Here is a 17,567-nt window from a genome sequence, read left to right as displayed (position 1 = left end):
CACTCGCTTCAACTTCCTCATTCATGCCATTCAGCTCTCTGGGCCTCGATCCTGCCATGGCGCGCGCCGCGGCCGACAAGGGTTATGCCGCGCCCACCGCAATCCAGGCCGCGGCCATTCCGCCGATCCTGCAGGGCCGCGACATCCTGGGCGCGGCCCAGACCGGTTCCGGCAAGACCGCCGCCTTCTCGCTGCCGCTGCTGCAGCGGCTCGCGAGCGAGCGCCCGGCTGCGCCGCGCCGGCTGCGGGCGCTCATCCTGGTGCCGACGCGCGAACTTGCGGCGCAGGTCGGCGAATCGATGCGCGGCCTGGCGCGGCATCTGTCGGCGCCGATCAGGATCGCCGTGGCATTCGGCGGTGTCTCCATCAACCCGCAAATGATGGCGCTGCGCGGCGGCGCCGATGTCATGGTCGCCACGCCGGGCCGGCTGCTGGACCTGGTCGACCATCGCGCGCTGAAGCTCGCCTCGGTGTCGATGCTGGTGCTCGATGAGGCCGACCGGCTGTTGGACCTCGGCTTTGCCGACGAGCTCGCGCGCATCCTCGCGCTCTTGCCGGCAGAGCGCCAGAACCTGCTGTTCTCGGCCACCTTCCCGCAGGCGGTGCGTTCGCTGGCCGAGGGGCTGTTGCGCGAGCCGGTACGCGTCGAGGTGCAGGCCGAACCGGCCGAAGCGCCCGCCATCCTGCAGCGCGCGATCGAGGTCGATGCCGGACGGCGCACGCAGCTGCTGCGCCACCTGGTCCAGCACGAGGGCTGGGCGCGGGTGCTGGTCTTCGTCGCCACCAAGCACGCGGCCGAGATCGTGGCCGACAAGCTGCGCAAGGCCGGCATCGATGCCGAACCCTTCCACGGCGTGCTGAGCCAGGGCAAGCGCACGCAGGTGCTGACCGACTTCAAGGCTTCGAGGGTGCAGGTGGTGGTCGCCACCGACCTCGCCGCGCGCGGCATCGACGTGGCGCAGCTGCCGGCGGTGGTGAACTACGACCTGCCGCGCTCGGCCGTCGATTACCTGCACCGCATCGGCCGCACGGGACGCGCGGGCGAGAGCGGCGTGGCGCTGAGCTTCGTGAGCGCGGACAGCGAGGCGCATTTCCGGCTCATCGAGAAGCGCCAGGGCTTGAACGTGCCGCGGGAGCGGGTGGCGGGCTTCGAGCCGGTGGAAACCCACGCGCCTGCAAGAGCGCCGGACAGCAACGGCGGCGTCAAGGGAAAGAGGCCGAGCAAGAAAGACAAGCTGAGGGCGGCCAAAGCATCCGCATCATGACTGCGGTGGCCGCTTTGCGATCCCCATGGTCTTGGCCAGGATGCCCAGCATCACCTCGTCGGCGCCGCCGCCGATCGAGGCCAGCCGGCCGTCGCGGTACAGGCGCGACACGCGGTTCTCCCAGGTGAAGCCCATGCCGCCCCAGAACTGCAGGCAGGTGTCGGCCACCTCGCGCGTGAGGCGCCCGCACTTGAGTTTGGCCATCGAGGCCAGCGCGGTCACGTCTTCGCCCTGCACATGGAGGTCGCAGGCGCGGTAGGTCAGCGCGCGCAAGGCCTCCACTTCGGTCTGGAGCTCGGCCAGCTTGAACTGCACCCACTGCTGGTCTGAAAGCGTGCCGCCGAAGAGCTTGCGCTGCTGCGCCCACTCGATGGTGTCGGCGATGCAGGCTTCCATCGGTTCGAGCGAGCTGGCGGCGCACCACAGGCGCTCCTCCTGGAATTGCTGCATCTGGTAGACGAAGCCCTGGCCTTCCTCGCCGATGCGGTTGCGCTGCGGCACGCGCACGTTGTCGAAGTAGATGAGGCCGGTGTCGCTCGAATGCATGCCGATCTTCCTGATCTTCTTCGCCTTTTCGATGCCGGGGCTGTCCATCGGCACGATGACCAATGACTTGTTGCGGTGCGCCGGCCCGTCGCTGGTGTTGACCAGCATGCACATCCAGTCGGCCTGCAGGCTGTTGGTGATCCACATCTTCTGCCCCGTGATCAGGTAGTCGCCAGCGTCCTTGCGCGCATGGCTTTTGAGCCCGGCCACGTCGCTGCCGGCGCCGGGTTCGCTGACGCCGATGCAGCCCACCGTCTCGCCGGCGATCGCGGGTGCGAGGAACTCGCGCCTCAGCGCGTCGCTGCCGAAGCGTGCGAGCGCCGGCGTGCACATGTCAGTCTGCACGCCGATGGCCATCGGCACGCCGCCGCAGCTCACATGGCCGAGCGCCTCGGCCAGCGCCATCGCGTAGGAGTAGTCGAGCCCGGCGCCGCCGTATTCCTCCGGCTTGTTGAGGCCGAGCAAGCCCAGCGCGCCGAGCTTCCTGAACACCTCGTGCGCGGGAAAACTCTCCGCCGCTTCCCACGCGTCGACATGCGGGTTGATCTCCTCGTCGATGAAGCGCCGCAGCGTCTTCTGGATCTCGAGGTGTTCGTGGGTGTACTGCATGCCCCACTCTAGGCGCGCAGCACGGCGCGCCGCTTGCGCAAACTGGCTATGCGTGCGCCGTGGCCCGTGGCGAGTTGTCGATCGCGCGGCCCGTCACCACCCAGAGGATGAAGATCAGCACGATGCCCGCGATGCCGAACACGCCCAGCCCGATGTTGCTGCCGCCGACGGCGAAGGCGCTGGGGGCCGTGGGTGCGATGCAAACCATGCTGGCCGCCATCATGCCGACGTAGTGCATCGAGCAGACGGCCACGCCCATCACGGCAGCGGCGACCACCTGGTGCGTCAGCTCGGTCAGGTTGAAGGCCAGCCACAGCGCCGAGGCGGCGGCGATGACGGCGATGGCGAACGAGCCCGCCACGATGCTCCAGTCGAGGCTCATCGTCGCGCGCAAGCTCATCGCGAACATGCCCATGTAGTGCATCACGCAGACCCCCACCGCCGCCAGCAGGCTGCCGGCGACCCAGCCCTTGGCGTTGAAGCGTTTGCCGCCCGCCAGGTACAGGGCGACGCCGGAGATGACGATCGCAGCCACCAGGGAAATGACGGTGAGCGGCACGTTGTAGGCAATGGGAATGGGCAGGCGGTAGGCCACCATGCCGATGAAGTGCATCGACCAGATGCCGATGCCGCCCAGGGCCACGGCGCCGGAGGCCAGCATGGCGAAGTCCACCGTGCCGTCGGCACGGACCATCTTTCTCGCGCACAGGAGAGCCAGCAAGGAGCCGAAGAACGAAATCACGTAGGAGAGCACCACCGTCCCGAGGGCGTATTTCGGGGTCAGCAATTGGCCGATGAGGGGATCCATGACTTTCCTTTCAAGCAAAACCAAGAAAGGTCGGTCTACGTGAGAAGACCGACGCGGCGCCCGAGGGCTGCGCCAGTCTGTAACAGCTGTTTCTGTAAGTAAATTAAGCGCTTGTTACTCAGATCGATGCCGACGTGTGACTTATTTCCGCTTTTTGATGCGCTCGAGCTTTGACACCGTCGACTTGCAAACAGCCCAGGCCGGCCAGCGTGGCGCCGACCGCGAGGTCGAGCGGCGTATGCGGCTCGGTCCCCAGCACCGACAGCAGCCGCGCGTTGCGCAGGCGCACCGGCTGCTGCCACAGGTAGCGCATCTCACGCAGCTCGCGAAACATCGGCACGAAGGGCGAACTCAGTGTGAGCAGCCACCAGGGAAAGCGCTTGACCGGCAGCGCCGGCTGTCCGCTGGCGCGCCGGATGGCGGCCTGCATCTGCGCGCCGTCCGCGTCCCAGTGGCCGTTCATGTGGAAGGTATCGAACACCGCCAGCGCGCTTTCGCGTTCGACCAGGCGAACGATGGTCTCGGCCACGTCGGGCAGGTAAGCCCATTGGTGGCCGACCCCGCGTCGTCCGGGGTCGCTGATCGCCGCGAGCGCCTGGCCGGGCTTCACCAGCCCCTGGGAGAACCAGTTGTTGCGGGCCCTGGGCCCGAAGAAGTCGCCGGCGCGAACGATGAGTGTGCGCACACCACGCTGCGCCGCCTCGCGCAGCCGTTGTTCCATCTGCACGCGGATCGCGCCCTTGCGCGTCAGCGCACGCTGTGGTGCGCTCTCGGCGATGTCGGGGAATGCATCCGGCCCGTAGTTGTAGACCGTGCCCGGCAGCACGATGCGGGCGCCTGAAGCCTCGGCCGCCCGGATCGTGCTCTCCAGCATCGGCAGCACCAGCGTCTCCCAGTGGCGGTAGCCGGGCGGATTGACCGCGTGGACGATCAGCGCCGCGCCGCGCGCCGCCGCCACCACGCTCGAGGCGTCGAGCGCATCGCCTGCCACCCATTCCGGCTGTGCCAGGCCGGCCGGCCATTGCGCCGCAGCCTGGGCCGGGTCGCGGGCCAGCGCCCGCACCTGCCAGCCGCGCCGCCGCAAGGCCGCCGCCGTTTCGCCGCCGATACCGCCCGTCGCACCGAGCACCAATGCCGTACTTTGTTCCATTGCGTGTTCCTTTTCGTTGGATGAACGCAATTCTTGAGACGGCTCGCACTAAACACAATTGTCATAGCGGTGCTATCAGCTAGTATGAAATGTATGAGCTCCAATCATCTCGACTGGGAAAACCAGCGCGCCTTCCTCGCCGTACTGCGCGAAGGAAGCCTCTCCGCGGCGGCAAGAGCGCTCAACGTCGTTCAACCGACAGTGCGGCGGCGGCTCGATGCGTTGGAGCGCTCCCTCGGGGTCGCGCTGTTCACGCGCTCGCCCAGCGGTCTTTCGCCGACCGAAGCCGCACGCGAACTCGGCGCCCATGCCGAAACCATGGCGGCCGCCGCGGATGCCTTCGCGCGAGCGGCCTCGGCCGACACCGATGCTGCCTTCGGCACGGTGCGCATCACCGCGAGCGATGTGATGGGCGCCGAGGTGCTGCCCGCGGTGCTGGCCGAGCTGCAGGAGGCGCAGCCGGGGCTGGTGTTCGAACTCAGCCTGACCAACCGCACCGAAGATCTGCTGCGGCACGAGGCGGACATCGCGGTGCGCATGGTGCGGCCCACGCAGGCGGCGGTCGTCGCCACGCACGTGGGCGCGGTGCAGCTCGGCCTCTTTGCCAAGGCCGCCTATCTGGAGAAGCACGGCACGCCGCGCGCCCTCGAAGAGCTCGGCCGCTTCGCGCTGATCGGGCCCGACCGCGACACCGGTGTCCTGCGCGCGTTGCAAGCCCGGGGCCTGGATCTGCGCCGCGCGATGTTCAGCTGCCGCGCCGACAACCAGCTGGCACAACTGGGCGCCATCCGGGCCGGACTCGGCATCGGCATCTGCCAGAAGGCGCTGGCGAGGCGCGACCCGGCGCTGGTGCCGGTGCTTCCCGAGCTGTTCACCCACGATCTCGAAACCTGGGTCACGATGCACGAGGACCTGCGGCGCGTGCGGCGCGTGCGCACGACCTTCGGCCACCTGGTGAAAGCGCTGTCCGCCTACTGCAGCGGCGGTGAAGGCCGCCCGCTCTAGCGCTGCGCCCGGATCCGGTAGAGCGCGTTGTTGCGGTCGGCCGTCATGTAGATGGTGCCGTCGCTGCCCACCGCCACTCCGGTCGGTACGTACGGCGGCGGCATGCCGGGCCCGCCGACCAGGCCGATCGGCAGGTTCTGGGCCACGGTGCGGCGCGTGCCGTTCGCGGGATCGATTTCCACCAGCCGCCGCGCCGCGCTCTCGGCCACGATGAAGCTGCCCCAGGGCGTTTGTGCCAGGCCTTCGGGCAGCGCCAACCCGTCGGCGATGGCACGCAGCGGCGCGCTGGCGTCGAGCGGAATGCGCGTCAGCTTGCCCGCGGCTTCGGTGACGTAGAGCGCGCCGTCGCGCCCGAGGATCATCTGCACCGGCCCGCCGAGCCCGCTGGCCAGCACCTGCCGGGTCTCGAACTTGGGGCCGCTCGCGCGCGTCACGCTGCCGGTCGCGATCTCGGCATAGACCAGGCTGCCGTCGGGCATCGGGATCGCATCCACCGGCGCCTTGAGGCCATGCAGCATCGCAGTGGTCTTGAAGGTTTTGCGATCGACCAGCTGCACCGAGCCGGTGAACCACGACGACAGCGCGAAGTGGGTGGCCGACAGGCCCACGCCGAACGGGTATTCGAGCTCCGGATCGCGCTGCATGCGGAAGATGTCGCGCACCGCGCCCGTCTTCGCGTCGACCTGGCGGAAGCCGAAGATGTCGGCCACCCACAAGTCGTTGCCGTCGATCTTCAGGCCGGCCGGCACCGCGAGCTTGCCGCTGGTCAGCATGCGCACCTCGCCGGTCGCCGGGCTGAAGGCCTCGACCGAGTTGTCGGCCATGTTCGAGACGTAGATCGTCCCGTCGGGCGCAATGGCGAGGTTGTCGAGCGAGGGCTTGAGCTGCTTGGCGACCGTCTTGCGGCCGGTCGCGAGATCGACGCGCACCAGTTCGCCGCTCCTCGCATCGACCACCCACAGACTGCCCTTGCCGTCGAGGTTGGCGGCGGCCGGGATCTTGAAGCCCTCGGCGATCACCGTGAGCTTGCCGTCGGCCGGATCGATCTTCACGACCTGGCCCTTGAACCACAGCGGGCCGTAGAGCATGCCGTCCGGTCCGACCTCGAAGCCGTTGAAGCCGCCCATGTCCTTCTTGATCAGGCGCGGCGGCTTCTGGCCCGCGATGTCGATCTCCCACAGGGCGTCGCCGAGGAACACCTGCGAGGCGTAGAGCTTGCCGTTGCGGCGGTCGAAGTCGAGCGAGTTGATGCCGGGCAGGTCCTTGGCGAGCACGCGCATCGGAGCGCCGTCGTTCTCGCGGTAGCGGACCATGCCCATCAGGTAGTTGGTCCACGCGAGTTCCCCCTTGGGCCCGACCGCGATGTCGTCGGCCTGGCCTTCGAGGCCTTCGATCAGTACGCGCGTGGTGCCGCTGTTGCGGTCGACTTCCCACATCGTATTGCTGACCACCGAGCCCGCGAGCAAGCGGCCCTGGCGGTCGACGGCCAGGCCGTGGACGCCGCTGAAGGAGGAGGGGGCGACCAGTGCTTCGGGCGGAGCCCAGCCCGTGGGGCGGGTGGGCGGGGCGGTGGTGGTGCAGGCGCCGAGGATGAGTAGCGAGGCGAGCAGCGCTGCGTCGAGGATTCGGGGCATGTGTTGTCTCCTTTTCTTGGTCGCCGGGGGAGTCTAGGAGAAGACGAGGGGGGCTTTGCAGTCACCCTCGGGACAAGGATCAGGCCCTGAACCTCTTGCGCGTCAGGGCCAGTGCCACCCAGAACGACACCACGGTGTAGACCACAAGCACCACCGCATGCCGCCACCAATCCGCAGGCCATTGATCCATGAACAGCGGTCGCACCAGCTCCACCGCGCTGGCGAGCGGCAGCCAGCCAGCCACTGCGCGCACCGCCCCCGGCAACTGCTCCAGCGGAAAGAAAACGCCCGAGAGAAACATCATCGGCGTCATGAAGAGCGTGAAGTAATAGGTGAAGAAGTCGTAGCCCTTCGCCAGCGCATTGAAGATCAGCGCGATGCACGAGAAGGTGACCCCCACGCCGGCCAGCACGAACCAGGCGACGAGGAGCTTGGGGCTGTGGCTGATGCCGAGCCCCAGCATCACGAACAGGATCGCGGTGGTCGTGAAGATGGCCTTGAAGCCGGCCCACAGCATCTCGGCCAGTACCACGTCGTCGAGCCCCACCGGCGCGTTCATGATGCCGTCCCAGGTCTTCTGCACGTGCATGCGCGAGAAGGCCGAGTACAGCGCCTCGAAGGAGGCCGCGTTCATCGAGCTCATGCAGATCGAGCCGCTGGCGAGGAACAGGATGTAGGGCACGCTGCTGCCGCCCACCTCGACCTGGCCGACCAGCGCGCCCATGCCGTAGCCGAAGGCCACCAGCCAGATCAGCGGCTCGGCGATGTTGCCGATCAGGCTCGGGATCGCGAGCTTGCGCCATACCAGCAGGTTGCGCAGGAACACGGGCCACCAGCGCATCGAGAGCTCGGGCGGTCGCCAGACCGACGGCGCTCGAGGGGCGGAGGAAGCGCCCGGCAGAGAAGAAGCTGGACTCGACATGATGATGTGCTCCGACTAGCCGTCTTCGCGGATCTTGCGGCCGGTCAATTTGAGGAACAGGTCCTCCAGATTGGCAGGTCGATGGAAGGTACGCAAGCCGCTGTGGCTCGCCAAGGCTGCCAGCAGGCCGCGCGCATCCTGCGTATAGAAGAACACCGTTTCGCCGCTGACCTCGACGCGGGCCGCGAACTCTTTCAGCGGCGATTGCGCGAGCCCGAGCGCACCGTTGCCGTACACCTCGACCACGTCGGGCTCCAGGTGCTCGGCGATCAGGTCGCGCGGCCGCCCTTCGGCGATCTTGCGGCCATGGTCGAGCACCAGCAAGCGCGAGCACAGGCGCTCGGCCTCGTCCATGAAGTGCGTGGTGAGCAGGATCGACTTGCCCTGCTGCAGCAGCAGCTGCAGCCGCTCCCACATCAGGTGCCGCGCCTGCGGATCGAGGCCGGTGGTGGGCTCGTCGAGCATCAGCAGCTTCGGATCGTTGACCAGCGCGCGCGCGAGAGACAGGCGCCGCCGCATGCCGCCGGACAGCTCGCCCGGCCTCGCATCGGCCTTGTGCGAGAGCGCCGCGAATTCGAGCAGCTGCGGAATGCGCGGTGCGATCTGCGCGCGGCGGATGCCGAAGTAGCGCGCGTAGACCATCAGGTTCTCGGCGCAGCTGAAGTCGGGGTCGAGCGTGTCGAACTGGCTCACCACGCCGAGCTGCGCCTTGATGGCGCGCGCATCGCGCGGCATCGAGAGCCCGCCGAGCGCATCGATCGTGCCGCCGTCGGGCGTGGTGAGCCCCAGGCACATGCGGATGGTGGTGGTCTTGCCGGCGCCGTTGGGGCCGATGACGCCGAGGCACTCGCCGGGCGCGATCTCGAAGGACAGGTCGTCGACCACGGTGGTCGCGCCGTAGCGCTTGTGCAGGTGGCTGGCGTGGAAAAGAGGGGAAGCAGGGCTGGGCACCGCGGCATTGTGGCGCAAGCGGGCGGCGCCTTCGCGCATCAAAGATGCAACCCCTCGAACTCCTTCTTCATCCAGTCGATGAAGGCGCGTGTGCGTGCCGGCAGCAGCCGTGCGTGCGGATAGATCACGCTCACCGGCCTCGGCTCCAGCTCGAACTCCTCGAGCACGATCGCAAGCCGCCTCTGCGCCACGAAGGGCTGCACCTGGTAGGAGAAAAACATGCCGAAACCCATGCCCGCGGCGCAGGCCTCGACCGCGGGCGCGATGTGGTTGAACTCCAGGTTGCCCTTGGCCGCGACCGCGAAGCTCCGGCCGTTCTCCCGGAAGTGAACCGGGGCGCTCGGATGGATGCGCACGCAGTTGGCCTTCAGCAGCTCGCGCGGATGCCGCGGGATGTCGTGCTGCCGCAGGTAAGCCGGGCTCGCAACCACCACGCGGCGGATGCTGCCGAGCTGCTGCGCGACCAGCGACGAATCTTCGAGCGGGCTGATGCGGATGCCGACATCGATACCTTCCTCCAGCAGGTTCACATTGCGGTCGTGCAAGAGCACGCTGCAGCGCATCTTGTCGTAGCGCTGGAGAAAGCGAACGATCGCCGGCGCCACGTACATGTGGCCGAACAACACCGGAGCAGTGACCGTGAGCTGCCCGGCGGGCTCAGCCGCATCGACCGTGAGCGCGCGGTCGGCGGCATCGGCCGCGGCCAGCACCTCGCGTGCGCTGTCGAGGTAGCGGCGGCCTTCCTCGGTCAGCGAGATGCGCCGCGTCGTGCGGTGGAACAGGCGCACGCCGAGGTGCGCTTCGAGCGCAGCCAGCGAGCGCACGACGGCGGGCAGCGAGCTGTCCAGCGCATCGGCGGCCTTGGTCAGACTGCCCTGGTCGGCGATCTGCACGAAAGTCTGCATGGCTTTGAGTCGGTCCATGAGGCGATTAGACCGGAAATCGCAGCAGTGAAATACAGGAAAGCCTATTACTCCGAAGGACGTATCAAAGAAGAATCGGCTTCATCCACCCACCCGACAGGAGAAAGCCATGCCCACCCGTCCCGCCCGCCCCATCACGGTCTACAGCTCGTCGATCTCCGGCCACTCGCACCGCGTGCGTCTGTTTCTCGGGCTGCTCGGGCTGCCTTTCGAAGTCGTCGAGATCGATCTCGCCGCGCGCGCGCAGCGCAGCCCCGAGTTCCTGCGCCGCAACGCCTTCGGCCAGGTGCCGGTGATCGAGGACGGCGAGGTCACGCTGGCCGATTCGAACGCGATCCTGCTCTACCTCAACGAACGCTACGCACCCGATCCATCGCGCTGGCTGCCGCGCGACGCGCTCGGCGCGGCGCGGGTGCAGCGCTGGCTCTCGGTCGCGGCCGGGCCGCTGGCGCAAGGCCCTTCGATGGCGCGCGTGATCGTGTTGTTCGGCCTGGCCACCGACCCGTCCGACGTGATCGCGCGCTCCCACAACCTGCTGAAAGTGATGGAGGCCGAACTCTGCGACCGCCCCTTCCTCGCAGGCGACTCTTCGACGCTCGCCGACATCGCCAACTACAGCTACGTCGCGCATGTGCCCGAAGGCAATGTGTCGCTGGAGCCCTATCCGAAGGTGCGCGAATGGCTGGCACGCATCGAGGCGCTGCCGGGCTTCGTGCCGATGGTGGCATCGCGCATTGGGCTGAGAGCATGAACGCCGATGTCGCCACTTGGCACGAGGGCGAGCGTGCGCTGCAGTCGCGCGCCGGCATCGGCCAACGCATGGCCGAGATCGGCCCGCGCGTGGTCCGCGATCACATGCCCGACCAGCACCGCAGCTTCTTCGCCCAGTTGCCCTTCCTGATCGCGGGCAGCCTGGATGCCGAAGGCCGTCCCTGGGCCAGCGTGCTGGCGGCGCCGCCGGGCTTTGCGCATTCGCCCGACCCGATGCACTTGCGTATCGATGCGCGGCCGCTGCGGGACGACCCGCTGGGCGCCGCGCTCGCGCCCGGCGCGCCGATCGGCTTGCTCGGCATCGAGCCGCACACGCGCAGGCGCAATCGCATGAACGGCGTGGTCGAGGCGCTCGACGCGCAGGGCTTCTCGGTCGCGGTGGGCCAGAGCTTCGGCAACTGCCCCAAGTACATCCAGGCGCGCGAGCCCTTGTTCGTCGGCGGTGCGCAGGACGCGCATGTCGGGCCCCGCAGCGACCGGCTCGATATGAAGGCGCAGCGCATGGTGCGTGCGGCCGACACCTTCTTCATCGCCACTGCGCATCCTTCGGCCGGCGATGCAGGCTCGCCGGCCCACGGCATCGACGTCTCGCACCGCGGCGGCCGCCCCGGCTTCGTGCAGCTGAGCGGCGAGGACACGCTCACGGTGCCGGACTTCGTCGGGAACACCTTCTTCAACACCCTGGGCAACATCGCGATCAACCCGGTCGCCGGCCTGTTGTTCATCGATTTCGAGACCGGCGATCTGCTGCAGCTCTTCGTCAAGGCCGAGATCGTCTGGGACGGGCCGGAGGTCGCTGTATTCGCCGGCGCAGAGCGCCTGCTGCGCATGCAGGTGGTGGCCGCGCAGCATGCGCCGGCCGCGCTGCCGCTGCGCTTCGGGCCCGCGGCCCTGTCGCCGCATCTGGAGGCGACGGGACGCTGGCCGGCGCCCGCGTGAAGCAGCTCAGTGGAAGACAGGGATGCGGGCGTTGACCGAGGGCCGGTAATCCCAGCCGCGTTCACGCAGCGATGCGGTGTCGGCGCCGCCTGCCAGCAGCGCCTGCACGCCCGCCACTGCCACGGTGCAGGCCAGGGCCTGGCCGGGGCAGTTGTGGAGGCCATGGCCGAAACCCAGGGTCTGGCGATCGGGGCGCGCCAATTCGAAGGTCGCCGGCGAGGGGTTCAGCGCCGGGTCGCGGTTCGCGGCGCCCAGCACCAAAAGCACTGCATCGCCCGGCGCGAGCGCAGTCCCGGCCACGAGGGTCGTTTCGGCGACGAAGCGGCGCGTGTTCTGCACCGAGGGATCGTGTCGCGCGACTTCCTGCACGAGGGCGTTCAACAGCTCGGGCTGCGATTCGATCGTTCGGCCGAGCCCCGGCTCGCGTGCGAGCGCCACCAGGCTGTTGCCCAGCAGGCCGGCCGTGGCCTCGCAGGTCTGCGACAGCAGGCCGGCCAGGTTGGCCAGCAGGGCACGCGAGTTGTCGTCCGGCGCCTGGGCGCGCACCGCAGCCAACAAGCTGCCGTCGCGCGCGTGCTGCGCGGCGACGAGCCGCTCGAAGCGCGCCATCAGCGCTTGCGCGGCCTCGCTCGCGGCCTGCAGCTGCGCCGCGGTGGACAGCGGCGACAGGCAGGCGACGAAGTCCCGCATCCAGTCCGAGATGCGCGGCAACTCCTCGTCGGCGAAGCCCAACAGGTGCGCAACGCCCGCAACCGGCAACGCGAAGCAGGCGTCGGACAGCGACGCGGCGGGCATTCGCGTCGCGACTTCCAGAACGCCCGAGTGCGCCGACTGCAGATCGAGCCCGGCCAGCGCGCGCTGCAGCACCGGCTTGTGTGCGGCATGGGGCGCGCCGTCGTTCATGCGCACCAGACGGCCGAACACTTCGCCGGCCGGCGTGCCCACGATGGCGCGCGGCACCGGCTCGGCGGCAGGCCGCACGCGCAACGCAGGGTTGGCGAGCAGTTCGCGCACGGTCTCGGCACGGCTCGCGACCCAGAGGCGAAGGCCTTCGTCGTAGATCAGCGCGGGTCCTTGGCGCAGTACGGCGTACCAGGGGTAGGGGTCGGGATGCGTGACGGCCGCGATGGCGTCGGCTGGCGGGGCGATGTTGTGGTTCATGTCCGAAGTGTGATGCTTCCCGCACGCCCACACTTCGCTTAGCATCGAAGTATGGATGCACCCACGGCCGACACTCACCTGGCGCGCCTGGCCGGCGCCATCGCCGAGCCGGCGCGTGCGCGCATGCTGTGCTGCCTGCTCGACGGCCGCGCCCGCACCGCGACCGAGCTGGCGGCCGTGGGCGAGGTCGCGGCCTCCACCGCGAGCGCGCACCTGGCGCGGCTCAAGGAGCAGCGGCTGGTGGAGTCGGTGGCGCAGGGCAAGCACCGCTATTTCCGGCTCGCGGGCAGCGAGGTCGCCGCCGTGCTCGAAGGCCTGCTGGTGGTCGCCGGCGCGCCGCGCAGCGAATTCCAGCCGACCGCACCCAGCCGCCTGCGTGTGGCGCGCACCTGCTATGACCACATGGCCGGCACGGCCGGCGTCGCGCTGCACGACCGGCTGCATGCGCAGGGCTGGCTGCAGGCCACGGCGGAGGGCGGCGCCTACGAGCTCACGGCCGAAGGCGCGGTGGCGCTAGAAAGCTTGGGGCTGGACATCGAGAGCGCGCGCAGCTCGCGCCGGCGTTTTGCCTGCGCCTGCCTCGACTGGAGCGAGCGGCGACCGCACCTGGGCGGCGCTTTGGGCGCGGCCTGGCTGCAACTGTCGCTGCGGCGCGGCTGGGTGCGCCAGGAACTGGACGGCCGGGCCCTTGCGCTTACGCCCAAGGCAAAGCGCGAAATGCCGGAACTCTTCGGCCTGGCCTGAGGGACTTCTTCAGGCTTTGAGCTTGAGGATGTAGGTCAGGACGCCGGCCGTTGCCACGTCCAATTCGAGGAAGGACTTGAAGTCCTTCCCTTCCATCCAGTAGCTGTCCCAGTTGCTGCGCTTGATGGTTTTTTGCCAGGCGTCCGTGGCCACCGCGCGCCGCACGGCTTCGAGCAGCGCGGCCTGGCGCTGCGGCGGCACCGCGCGACCGGTGAAGACGCCGCGCCAGTTGGCGAGATCCGCGTCCACGCCCTGCTGCCGTACCGAGGGGATGCCCTGGAACGGGCTCTTCGACGACACGCCGATCGCGCGCAGCTTGCCGCTGGCGATGTGCTCGCTGAACTCGCTGTAGCCCGAAATGCCGGCGGCGGCCTGGCCGGACTCCACCGCCGACACCACCTGGGCGCCGCCGGGGAAGGGCTGGTAGACGAGTGCCGCGGTGTTGCCGGCCGCGCGTGCCAGCAGGCCGGCGAACATGTGGTCGACCCCGCCGGCGGAGCCACCGGCGATGGCGGCGCTGGTGGGCTCGGCGCGCATCTTCGCGATCAGGTCCTTCGCGGTCTTGATCGGCGAGTCGCTCTTGACCACCACCATCTCGTAGTCGCTGGTCAGCCGCGCCACGGGTGCGATGCGGCTCATGTCGACGGGCGGCTTCTGCAGCGCCACGGCACCGACCATCACCATGCCGCTCATCAGCAGGGTGTCGGGGTCGGCGTCGTACTTCTCGACGTAGCGCGCGAGGCCGATGGTGCCGCCCTTGCCGCCGACGTTCTCGTACTCGATCTGGCCGACCGCGCCGGCGGCTATCAGCGCGGCGCCGAGGGCGCGGCCGGTCTGGTCCCATCCGCCGCCCTCGTTGGCCGGGATGACGATGCGCAGGCGCGGGATTGCTGCGGCGGTCGCTGCTGCTGCGGCGGCGGGCGCGGGCCGCGCCGCCTGGGCCCATGCGGATGCCGGCAGGGCGCCGGCTGCGGTGGCAGCAAGCCACGAGGTGAAAATGCGCCGCGTCGGGTCAACCATGGTGGAGTGGGGACACAAACTGTGTCATTTTGTTTCTGACAGGCGGAATCCTAGCCCACGATCCGCAGAGTTCGGTGACGACTGTCGCGAGGAAACGCCAGTCTCGCGCCAACAAAATCTCGAAAAGCGGCGCTTCGCCTACTGGAAGGCCACTTCGGCGAAGCTGCGCAGCTTGCGGCTGTGCAGCCGGCTCGAGCCTTCGCTGCGCAGCACGTCGATCGCGGCCATGCCGATGCGCAGGTGCTGTTCCACACGCTCGCGGTAGAACTGGTTGGCCATGCCGGGCAGCTTGATCTCGCCGTGCAGCGGCTTGTCGCTCACGCACAGCAGGGTTCCGTAGGGCACGCGGAAGCGGAAACCGTTGGCCGCGATGGTGGCGCTTTCCATGTCGAGCGCCACCGCCCGGCTCTGGCTGAAGCGCCGCTGCGGCTGGTTGCCGGGCAAAAGCTCCCAGTTGCGGTTGTCGGTGCTGGCCACCGTGCCGGTGCGCATGATCTTCTTGAGCTGCGTGCCCTGCATGCCGGTGACGTCGGCCACCGCCTTCTCGAGCGCGAGCTGGATTTCGGACAGCGCCGGGATCGGCACCCACAGCGGGAGCTCCTCGTCGAGCACGTGGTCTTCGCGCACGTAGGCGTGGGCCAGCACGTAGTCGCCGAGCTGCTGCCCCTGGCGCAGGCCGGCGCAGTGGCCGAGCATCATCCATGCGTGCGGGCGCAGCACCGCCACGTGGTCGGTGATGGTCTTCGCATTAGCCGGGCCGACGCCGATGTTGACCATCGTGATGCCGCTGTAGTCCTCGCGCACCAGATGGTAGGCCGGCATCTGCGGCAGGCGCCCCGGCGGCGTGCCTTGCGTACCGTCGAGCAGCACACCGAAGGTGCCGCTCGAACCCGCCGCGAGCCCGCGCCGGCGCGTGATCACGTTGCCGGGCTCGATGAAGGCGATGTATTCGCTCTGCTCGTCGGTCATCGCTTCGTGGCCGAGGCGCACGAACTCGTCGATGTAGAACTGGTAGTTGGTGAAGAGCACGAAGTTCTGGAACCACTCGGGCGCGGTGCCGGTGTAGTGGCGCAGCCGGTGCAGCGAGTAGTCCACGCGCGCCGCGGTGAAGAGCGAGAGCGGCTGCGCCTCCCCGGGCTTGGGCTCGAAGGTGCCGTTGGCGATGCCGTCGTCCATGGCGCCGAGATCGGGCAGGTCGAAGACATCGCGCATCAGGGCGCGGCGCTCGGCGCTCATCGTGCCTTCGATGTGGTCGTTCTCGGCGAAGGAGAAGTGGACCGGGATCGGCTGCGTGCTGGTGCCGACTTCGAGCTCGACCTCGTGGTTCTCGAGCAAGAGCCGGAACTGCTCGCGGTAGTAGCGGTGGAACAGTTCGGGCCGCGTCAGCGTGGTTTCATAGCGGCCCGGCCCGGCGACGAAGCCGTAGCTCAGCCAGGCGTTGGCCGCCGGCGTGCGGCGCGAGACCGTGTGCGTATGAACGCGAACGAAGGGGTAGCAGGCGCGCACGCGGCCGGCCAGGCTGTCGCCGGCCACGAAGCGCTGCATCGCGTCGCGCAGGTGCTGCAGGCCGCCGTTGTAGATGAGCCGCACCTGTTCGAGGGCTGCGTCGGGGTCGGTGAAGCGGGCGGGTGCGACGAAGGCGGGCATGTAGGGCATCCGCTCATTGTGCAGCGTGCCGGCGGCGACTTGCGCGGGGCTATCCTGGCATGGGTTCCCGCATCGTGACGAACTCCTCTGCAACGGTCGGGTGGATGCCGATGGTGCTGTCGAACATCGCCTTGGTGGCGCCGGCGCGCATCGCGACCGCGAAGCCCTGCACCACCTCGCCCGCGTCGGGCCCCACCATGTGCAGGCCGACCACGCGGTCGCTGGCGTGCTCGACGATCAGCTTCATGAAGGTGCGCTCGCCGCTCCCCGAGAGCGTGTGGCGCAGGGCCTTGAACTCGCTGCTGAATACGCTGACCTTGCCGAACTTGGCGCGCGCCGCGGCCTCGGTGTAGCCGCAGGTGCCGATGTTCGGATGAGTGAAGACGGCCGTCGGCGTGAATTCGTAGTCGAGCTGCCGCGGTCCCTTGCCGAAGAGCGTGTCCACCACCACCATGGCTTCGGCCAGCGCCACCGGCGTCAGCTGCTGGCGCGTCGACACGTCGCCCACCGCAAGGACCGAGGGCACCGAGCTGCGGTAGTGCGCATCGACCACCACGCCGCCGCGCTCGTCGAGCGCAACGCCCGCGGCTTCGAGGCCCAGGCCCTGCGTGTTGGGCACGCGGCCGGTCGCGTAGAGGATGGTGTCGGCCTCGACGCGCTGGCCGCGCGAGAGCAGCGCGCACAGGCCGCTGGCCGTGTGCGTGATCATGTCGATCTCGCAGTTGAAGCGGATGTCGATGCCGGTGCGCGTCATCTCCTTGGCCAGGAACTGGCGCAGGTCCTCGTCGAAGCCGCTGAGCAGGTGCGCGCCGCGGTACAGCTGCGTGACCTGGGCGCCCAGGCCGTTGAAGATGGAGGCGAACTCACAGGCGATGTAGCCGCCGCCCACCACCAGCAGCCGCTTCGGAAAAGGGTCGAGGTCGAACATCGCGTCGGAGATCACCAAGTGCTCCCGACCCGCCACCTCCGGCACGAAGGGCATGCCGCCGGTGGCGACCAGCACGTGGCGCGCCGTGTGCTTCTTCTCGCCGATCTGCACCGTGTGGGCGTCGGCCAGTTGCGCCCAGCCGTGGATCAGCGTGACGCCGGCGCCTTCGAGCAGGCTGCGGTAGACGCCGTTGAGCCGCGTGATCTCGCGTGCGCGATTGACCTTGAGCCGGTTCCAGTCGAGGCGCGGTTCACCGCCCTGCCAGCCGAAGCCGGCCGCTTCCTCGAAGGATTCGGCGTAGCCGGCCGCATAGCTGTAGAGCTTCTTGGGAATGCAGCCGACGTTGACGCAGGTGCCGCCCAGCTCGGCGCATTCGGCCAGCGCCACGCGAGCGCCGCGCTGGGCCGACATGCGCGCCGCGCGCACGCCGCCGCTGCCGCCGCCGATCACGAAAAGGTCGAAGTCGAATGTGCGCATGGGTGCTCCTTGCGGCCGACTGTAGCCGGCCGAAGGAGCGGCTGCTGCGCGCGGGTTTCGTGATCGG

16 protein-coding genes are annotated in these 17,567 nt (G+C 68.9%); 5 read left to right on the top strand and 11 right to left on the bottom strand.

What is annotated here, in order from left to right:
* Nucleotides 1-23 precede the first annotated feature (23 nt).
* Nucleotides 24-1,265, top strand: coding sequence for a DEAD/DEAH box helicase (locus ACSQ89_RS26345; protein ID WP_436294072.1), 1,242 nt, complete (start codon nucleotides 24-26; stop codon nucleotides 1,263-1,265).
* Here the strand turns inward: ACSQ89_RS26345 and ACSQ89_RS26340 are convergent.
* From ACSQ89_RS26340 to ACSQ89_RS26330, 3 genes are all read right to left on the bottom strand, one after another.
* On the bottom strand, nucleotides 1,260-2,420 hold the full coding sequence (locus tag ACSQ89_RS26340; protein ID WP_436294073.1) for an acyl-CoA dehydrogenase family protein: 1,161 nt from the start codon (nucleotides 2,418-2,420) through the stop codon (nucleotides 1,260-1,262). The genes ACSQ89_RS26345 and ACSQ89_RS26340 overlap by 6 nt on opposite strands.
* Nucleotides 2,421-2,466: 46 nt before the next feature.
* On the bottom strand, nucleotides 2,467-3,228 hold the full coding sequence (locus ACSQ89_RS26335; protein ID WP_436294074.1) for an MHYT domain-containing protein: 762 nt from the start codon (nucleotides 3,226-3,228) through the stop codon (nucleotides 2,467-2,469).
* Between the two features lie 118 nt (nucleotides 3,229-3,346).
* A complete protein-coding gene (locus ACSQ89_RS26330) occupies nucleotides 3,347-4,378 on the bottom strand; it encodes an NAD(P)H-binding protein (protein WP_436294075.1) in 1,032 nt (343 codons plus the stop codon).
* Between the two features lie 93 nt (nucleotides 4,379-4,471).
* On the opposite strand from ACSQ89_RS26330, the gene ACSQ89_RS26325 reads away from it, so the two are divergent.
* Nucleotides 4,472-5,383: a LysR family transcriptional regulator gene (locus ACSQ89_RS26325; protein ID WP_436294076.1), complete on the top strand. Its 912-nt coding sequence runs from the start codon at nucleotides 4,472-4,474 to the stop codon at nucleotides 5,381-5,383.
* On the opposite strand, the gene ACSQ89_RS26320 is transcribed toward ACSQ89_RS26325, so the two are convergent.
* The 4 genes from ACSQ89_RS26320 to ACSQ89_RS26305 all read right to left on the bottom strand — a co-directional run bounded on the left by ACSQ89_RS26320 (nucleotide 5,380) and on the right by ACSQ89_RS26305 (nucleotide 9,813).
* The gene (locus ACSQ89_RS26320; protein ID WP_436294077.1) at nucleotides 5,380-7,017 is read right to left on the bottom strand and encodes an outer membrane protein assembly factor BamB family protein; all 1,638 of its coding nucleotides are present in this window, start codon (nucleotides 7,015-7,017) and stop codon (nucleotides 5,380-5,382) included. The genes ACSQ89_RS26325 and ACSQ89_RS26320 overlap by 4 nt on opposite strands.
* Nucleotides 7,018-7,096: 79 nt before the next feature.
* Nucleotides 7,097-7,939: an ABC transporter permease gene (locus tag ACSQ89_RS26315; protein WP_436294078.1), complete on the bottom strand. Its 843-nt coding sequence runs from the start codon at nucleotides 7,937-7,939 to the stop codon at nucleotides 7,097-7,099.
* Nucleotides 7,940-7,954: 15 nt separating this feature from the next.
* A complete protein-coding gene (locus tag ACSQ89_RS26310; RefSeq protein WP_436294079.1) occupies nucleotides 7,955-8,929 on the bottom strand; it encodes an ATP-binding cassette domain-containing protein in 975 nt (324 codons plus the stop codon).
* Complete coding sequence (locus tag ACSQ89_RS26305; RefSeq protein WP_436294080.1) at nucleotides 8,929-9,813, bottom strand: LysR family transcriptional regulator; 885 nt, start codon at nucleotides 9,811-9,813, stop codon at nucleotides 8,929-8,931. Before ACSQ89_RS26305 ends, ACSQ89_RS26310 begins: the two co-directional genes overlap by 1 nt.
* A gap of 109 nt (nucleotides 9,814-9,922) precedes the next feature.
* On the opposite strand from ACSQ89_RS26305, the gene ACSQ89_RS26300 reads away from it, so the two are divergent.
* Nucleotides 9,923-10,564, top strand: a complete 642-nt coding sequence (locus tag ACSQ89_RS26300; protein WP_436294081.1) for a glutathione S-transferase family protein — start codon at nucleotides 9,923-9,925, stop codon at nucleotides 10,562-10,564.
* Nucleotides 10,561-11,523, top strand: a complete 963-nt coding sequence (locus tag ACSQ89_RS26295) for a flavin-nucleotide-binding protein (protein ID WP_436294082.1) — start codon at nucleotides 10,561-10,563, stop codon at nucleotides 11,521-11,523. The genes ACSQ89_RS26300 and ACSQ89_RS26295 overlap by 4 nt, the downstream gene beginning before the upstream one ends.
* 6 nt (nucleotides 11,524-11,529) lie before the next feature.
* Here ACSQ89_RS26295 and ACSQ89_RS26290 read toward each other — a convergent pair whose 3' ends face one another.
* Entirely contained in the window at nucleotides 11,530-12,684 is a 1,155-nt protein-coding gene (locus ACSQ89_RS26290; RefSeq protein WP_436294083.1) for a cytochrome P450, read from the bottom strand.
* Between the two features lie 51 nt (nucleotides 12,685-12,735).
* Here ACSQ89_RS26290 and ACSQ89_RS26285 point away from each other — a divergent pair, with 51 nt between their 5' ends.
* Nucleotides 12,736-13,428, top strand: a complete 693-nt coding sequence (locus ACSQ89_RS26285; RefSeq protein WP_436294084.1) for an ArsR/SmtB family transcription factor — start codon at nucleotides 12,736-12,738, stop codon at nucleotides 13,426-13,428.
* 9 nt (nucleotides 13,429-13,437) lie between these two features.
* Here ACSQ89_RS26285 and ACSQ89_RS26280 read toward each other — a convergent pair whose 3' ends face one another.
* The 3 genes from ACSQ89_RS26280 to gorA all read right to left on the bottom strand — a co-directional run bounded on the left by ACSQ89_RS26280 (nucleotide 13,438) and on the right by gorA (nucleotide 17,500).
* Nucleotides 13,438-14,448: a Bug family tripartite tricarboxylate transporter substrate binding protein gene (locus ACSQ89_RS26280; RefSeq protein ID WP_436294085.1), complete on the bottom strand. Its 1,011-nt coding sequence runs from the start codon at nucleotides 14,446-14,448 to the stop codon at nucleotides 13,438-13,440.
* A 138-nt stretch (nucleotides 14,449-14,586) separates the two neighbouring features.
* Nucleotides 14,587-16,104, bottom strand: coding sequence for an AMP nucleosidase (locus tag ACSQ89_RS26275; protein ID WP_436294086.1), 1,518 nt, complete (start codon nucleotides 16,102-16,104; stop codon nucleotides 14,587-14,589).
* Between the two features lie 40 nt (nucleotides 16,105-16,144).
* Nucleotides 16,145-17,500 (bottom strand): glutathione-disulfide reductase, encoded by a 1,356-nt coding sequence (gene gorA / locus ACSQ89_RS26270; RefSeq protein WP_436294087.1) that lies wholly within the window; start codon nucleotides 17,498-17,500, stop codon nucleotides 16,145-16,147.
* Between the last annotated feature and the right edge of the window lie 67 nt (nucleotides 17,501-17,567).

The sequence above is a fragment of the Variovorax sp. LjRoot175 genome (assembly GCF_964253805.1).
In the GTDB taxonomy this organism is placed as follows: Bacteria; Pseudomonadota; Gammaproteobacteria; order Burkholderiales; family Burkholderiaceae_C; genus Variovorax.
The sequence above is the reverse complement of the archived record's forward strand: the minus strand, read 5'-3'. Positions and strand labels throughout refer to the sequence as shown.

What these genes read in the sequence shown, in the direction of transcription:
- ACSQ89_RS26345 (WP_436294072.1), top strand. Translation starts at nt 24, where the DNA reads ATGCCATTCAGCTCTCTGGGCCTCGATCCTGCCATGGCGCGCGCCGCG.
- ACSQ89_RS26340 (WP_436294073.1), bottom strand. Translation starts at nt 2,420, where the DNA reads ATGCAGTACACCCACGAACACCTCGAGATCCAGAAGACGCTGCGGCGC.
- ACSQ89_RS26335 (WP_436294074.1), bottom strand. Translation starts at nt 3,228, where the DNA reads ATGGATCCCCTCATCGGCCAATTGCTGACCCCGAAATACGCCCTCGGG.
- ACSQ89_RS26330 (WP_436294075.1), bottom strand. Translation starts at nt 4,378, where the DNA reads ATGGAACAAAGTACGGCATTGGTGCTCGGTGCGACGGGCGGTATCGGC.
- ACSQ89_RS26325 (WP_436294076.1), top strand. Translation starts at nt 4,472, where the DNA reads ATGAGCTCCAATCATCTCGACTGGGAAAACCAGCGCGCCTTCCTCGCC.
- ACSQ89_RS26320 (WP_436294077.1), bottom strand. Translation starts at nt 7,017, where the DNA reads ATGCCCCGAATCCTCGACGCAGCGCTGCTCGCCTCGCTACTCATCCTC.
- ACSQ89_RS26315 (WP_436294078.1), bottom strand. Translation starts at nt 7,939, where the DNA reads ATGTCGAGTCCAGCTTCTTCTCTGCCGGGCGCTTCCTCCGCCCCTCGA.
- ACSQ89_RS26310 (WP_436294079.1), bottom strand. Translation starts at nt 8,929, where the DNA reads ATGCGCGAAGGCGCCGCCCGCTTGCGCCACAATGCCGCGGTGCCCAGC.
- ACSQ89_RS26305 (WP_436294080.1), bottom strand. Translation starts at nt 9,813, where the DNA reads ATGGACCGACTCAAAGCCATGCAGACTTTCGTGCAGATCGCCGACCAG.
- ACSQ89_RS26300 (WP_436294081.1), top strand. Translation starts at nt 9,923, where the DNA reads ATGCCCACCCGTCCCGCCCGCCCCATCACGGTCTACAGCTCGTCGATC.
- ACSQ89_RS26295 (WP_436294082.1), top strand. Translation starts at nt 10,561, where the DNA reads ATGAACGCCGATGTCGCCACTTGGCACGAGGGCGAGCGTGCGCTGCAG.
- ACSQ89_RS26290 (WP_436294083.1), bottom strand. Translation starts at nt 12,684, where the DNA reads ATGAACCACAACATCGCCCCGCCAGCCGACGCCATCGCGGCCGTCACG.
- ACSQ89_RS26285 (WP_436294084.1), top strand. Translation starts at nt 12,736, where the DNA reads ATGGATGCACCCACGGCCGACACTCACCTGGCGCGCCTGGCCGGCGCC.
- ACSQ89_RS26280 (WP_436294085.1), bottom strand. Translation starts at nt 14,448, where the DNA reads ATGGTTGACCCGACGCGGCGCATTTTCACCTCGTGGCTTGCTGCCACC.
- ACSQ89_RS26275 (WP_436294086.1), bottom strand. Translation starts at nt 16,104, where the DNA reads ATGCCCTACATGCCCGCCTTCGTCGCACCCGCCCGCTTCACCGACCCC.
- gorA (WP_436294087.1), bottom strand. Translation starts at nt 17,500, where the DNA reads ATGCGCACATTCGACTTCGACCTTTTCGTGATCGGCGGCGGCAGCGGC.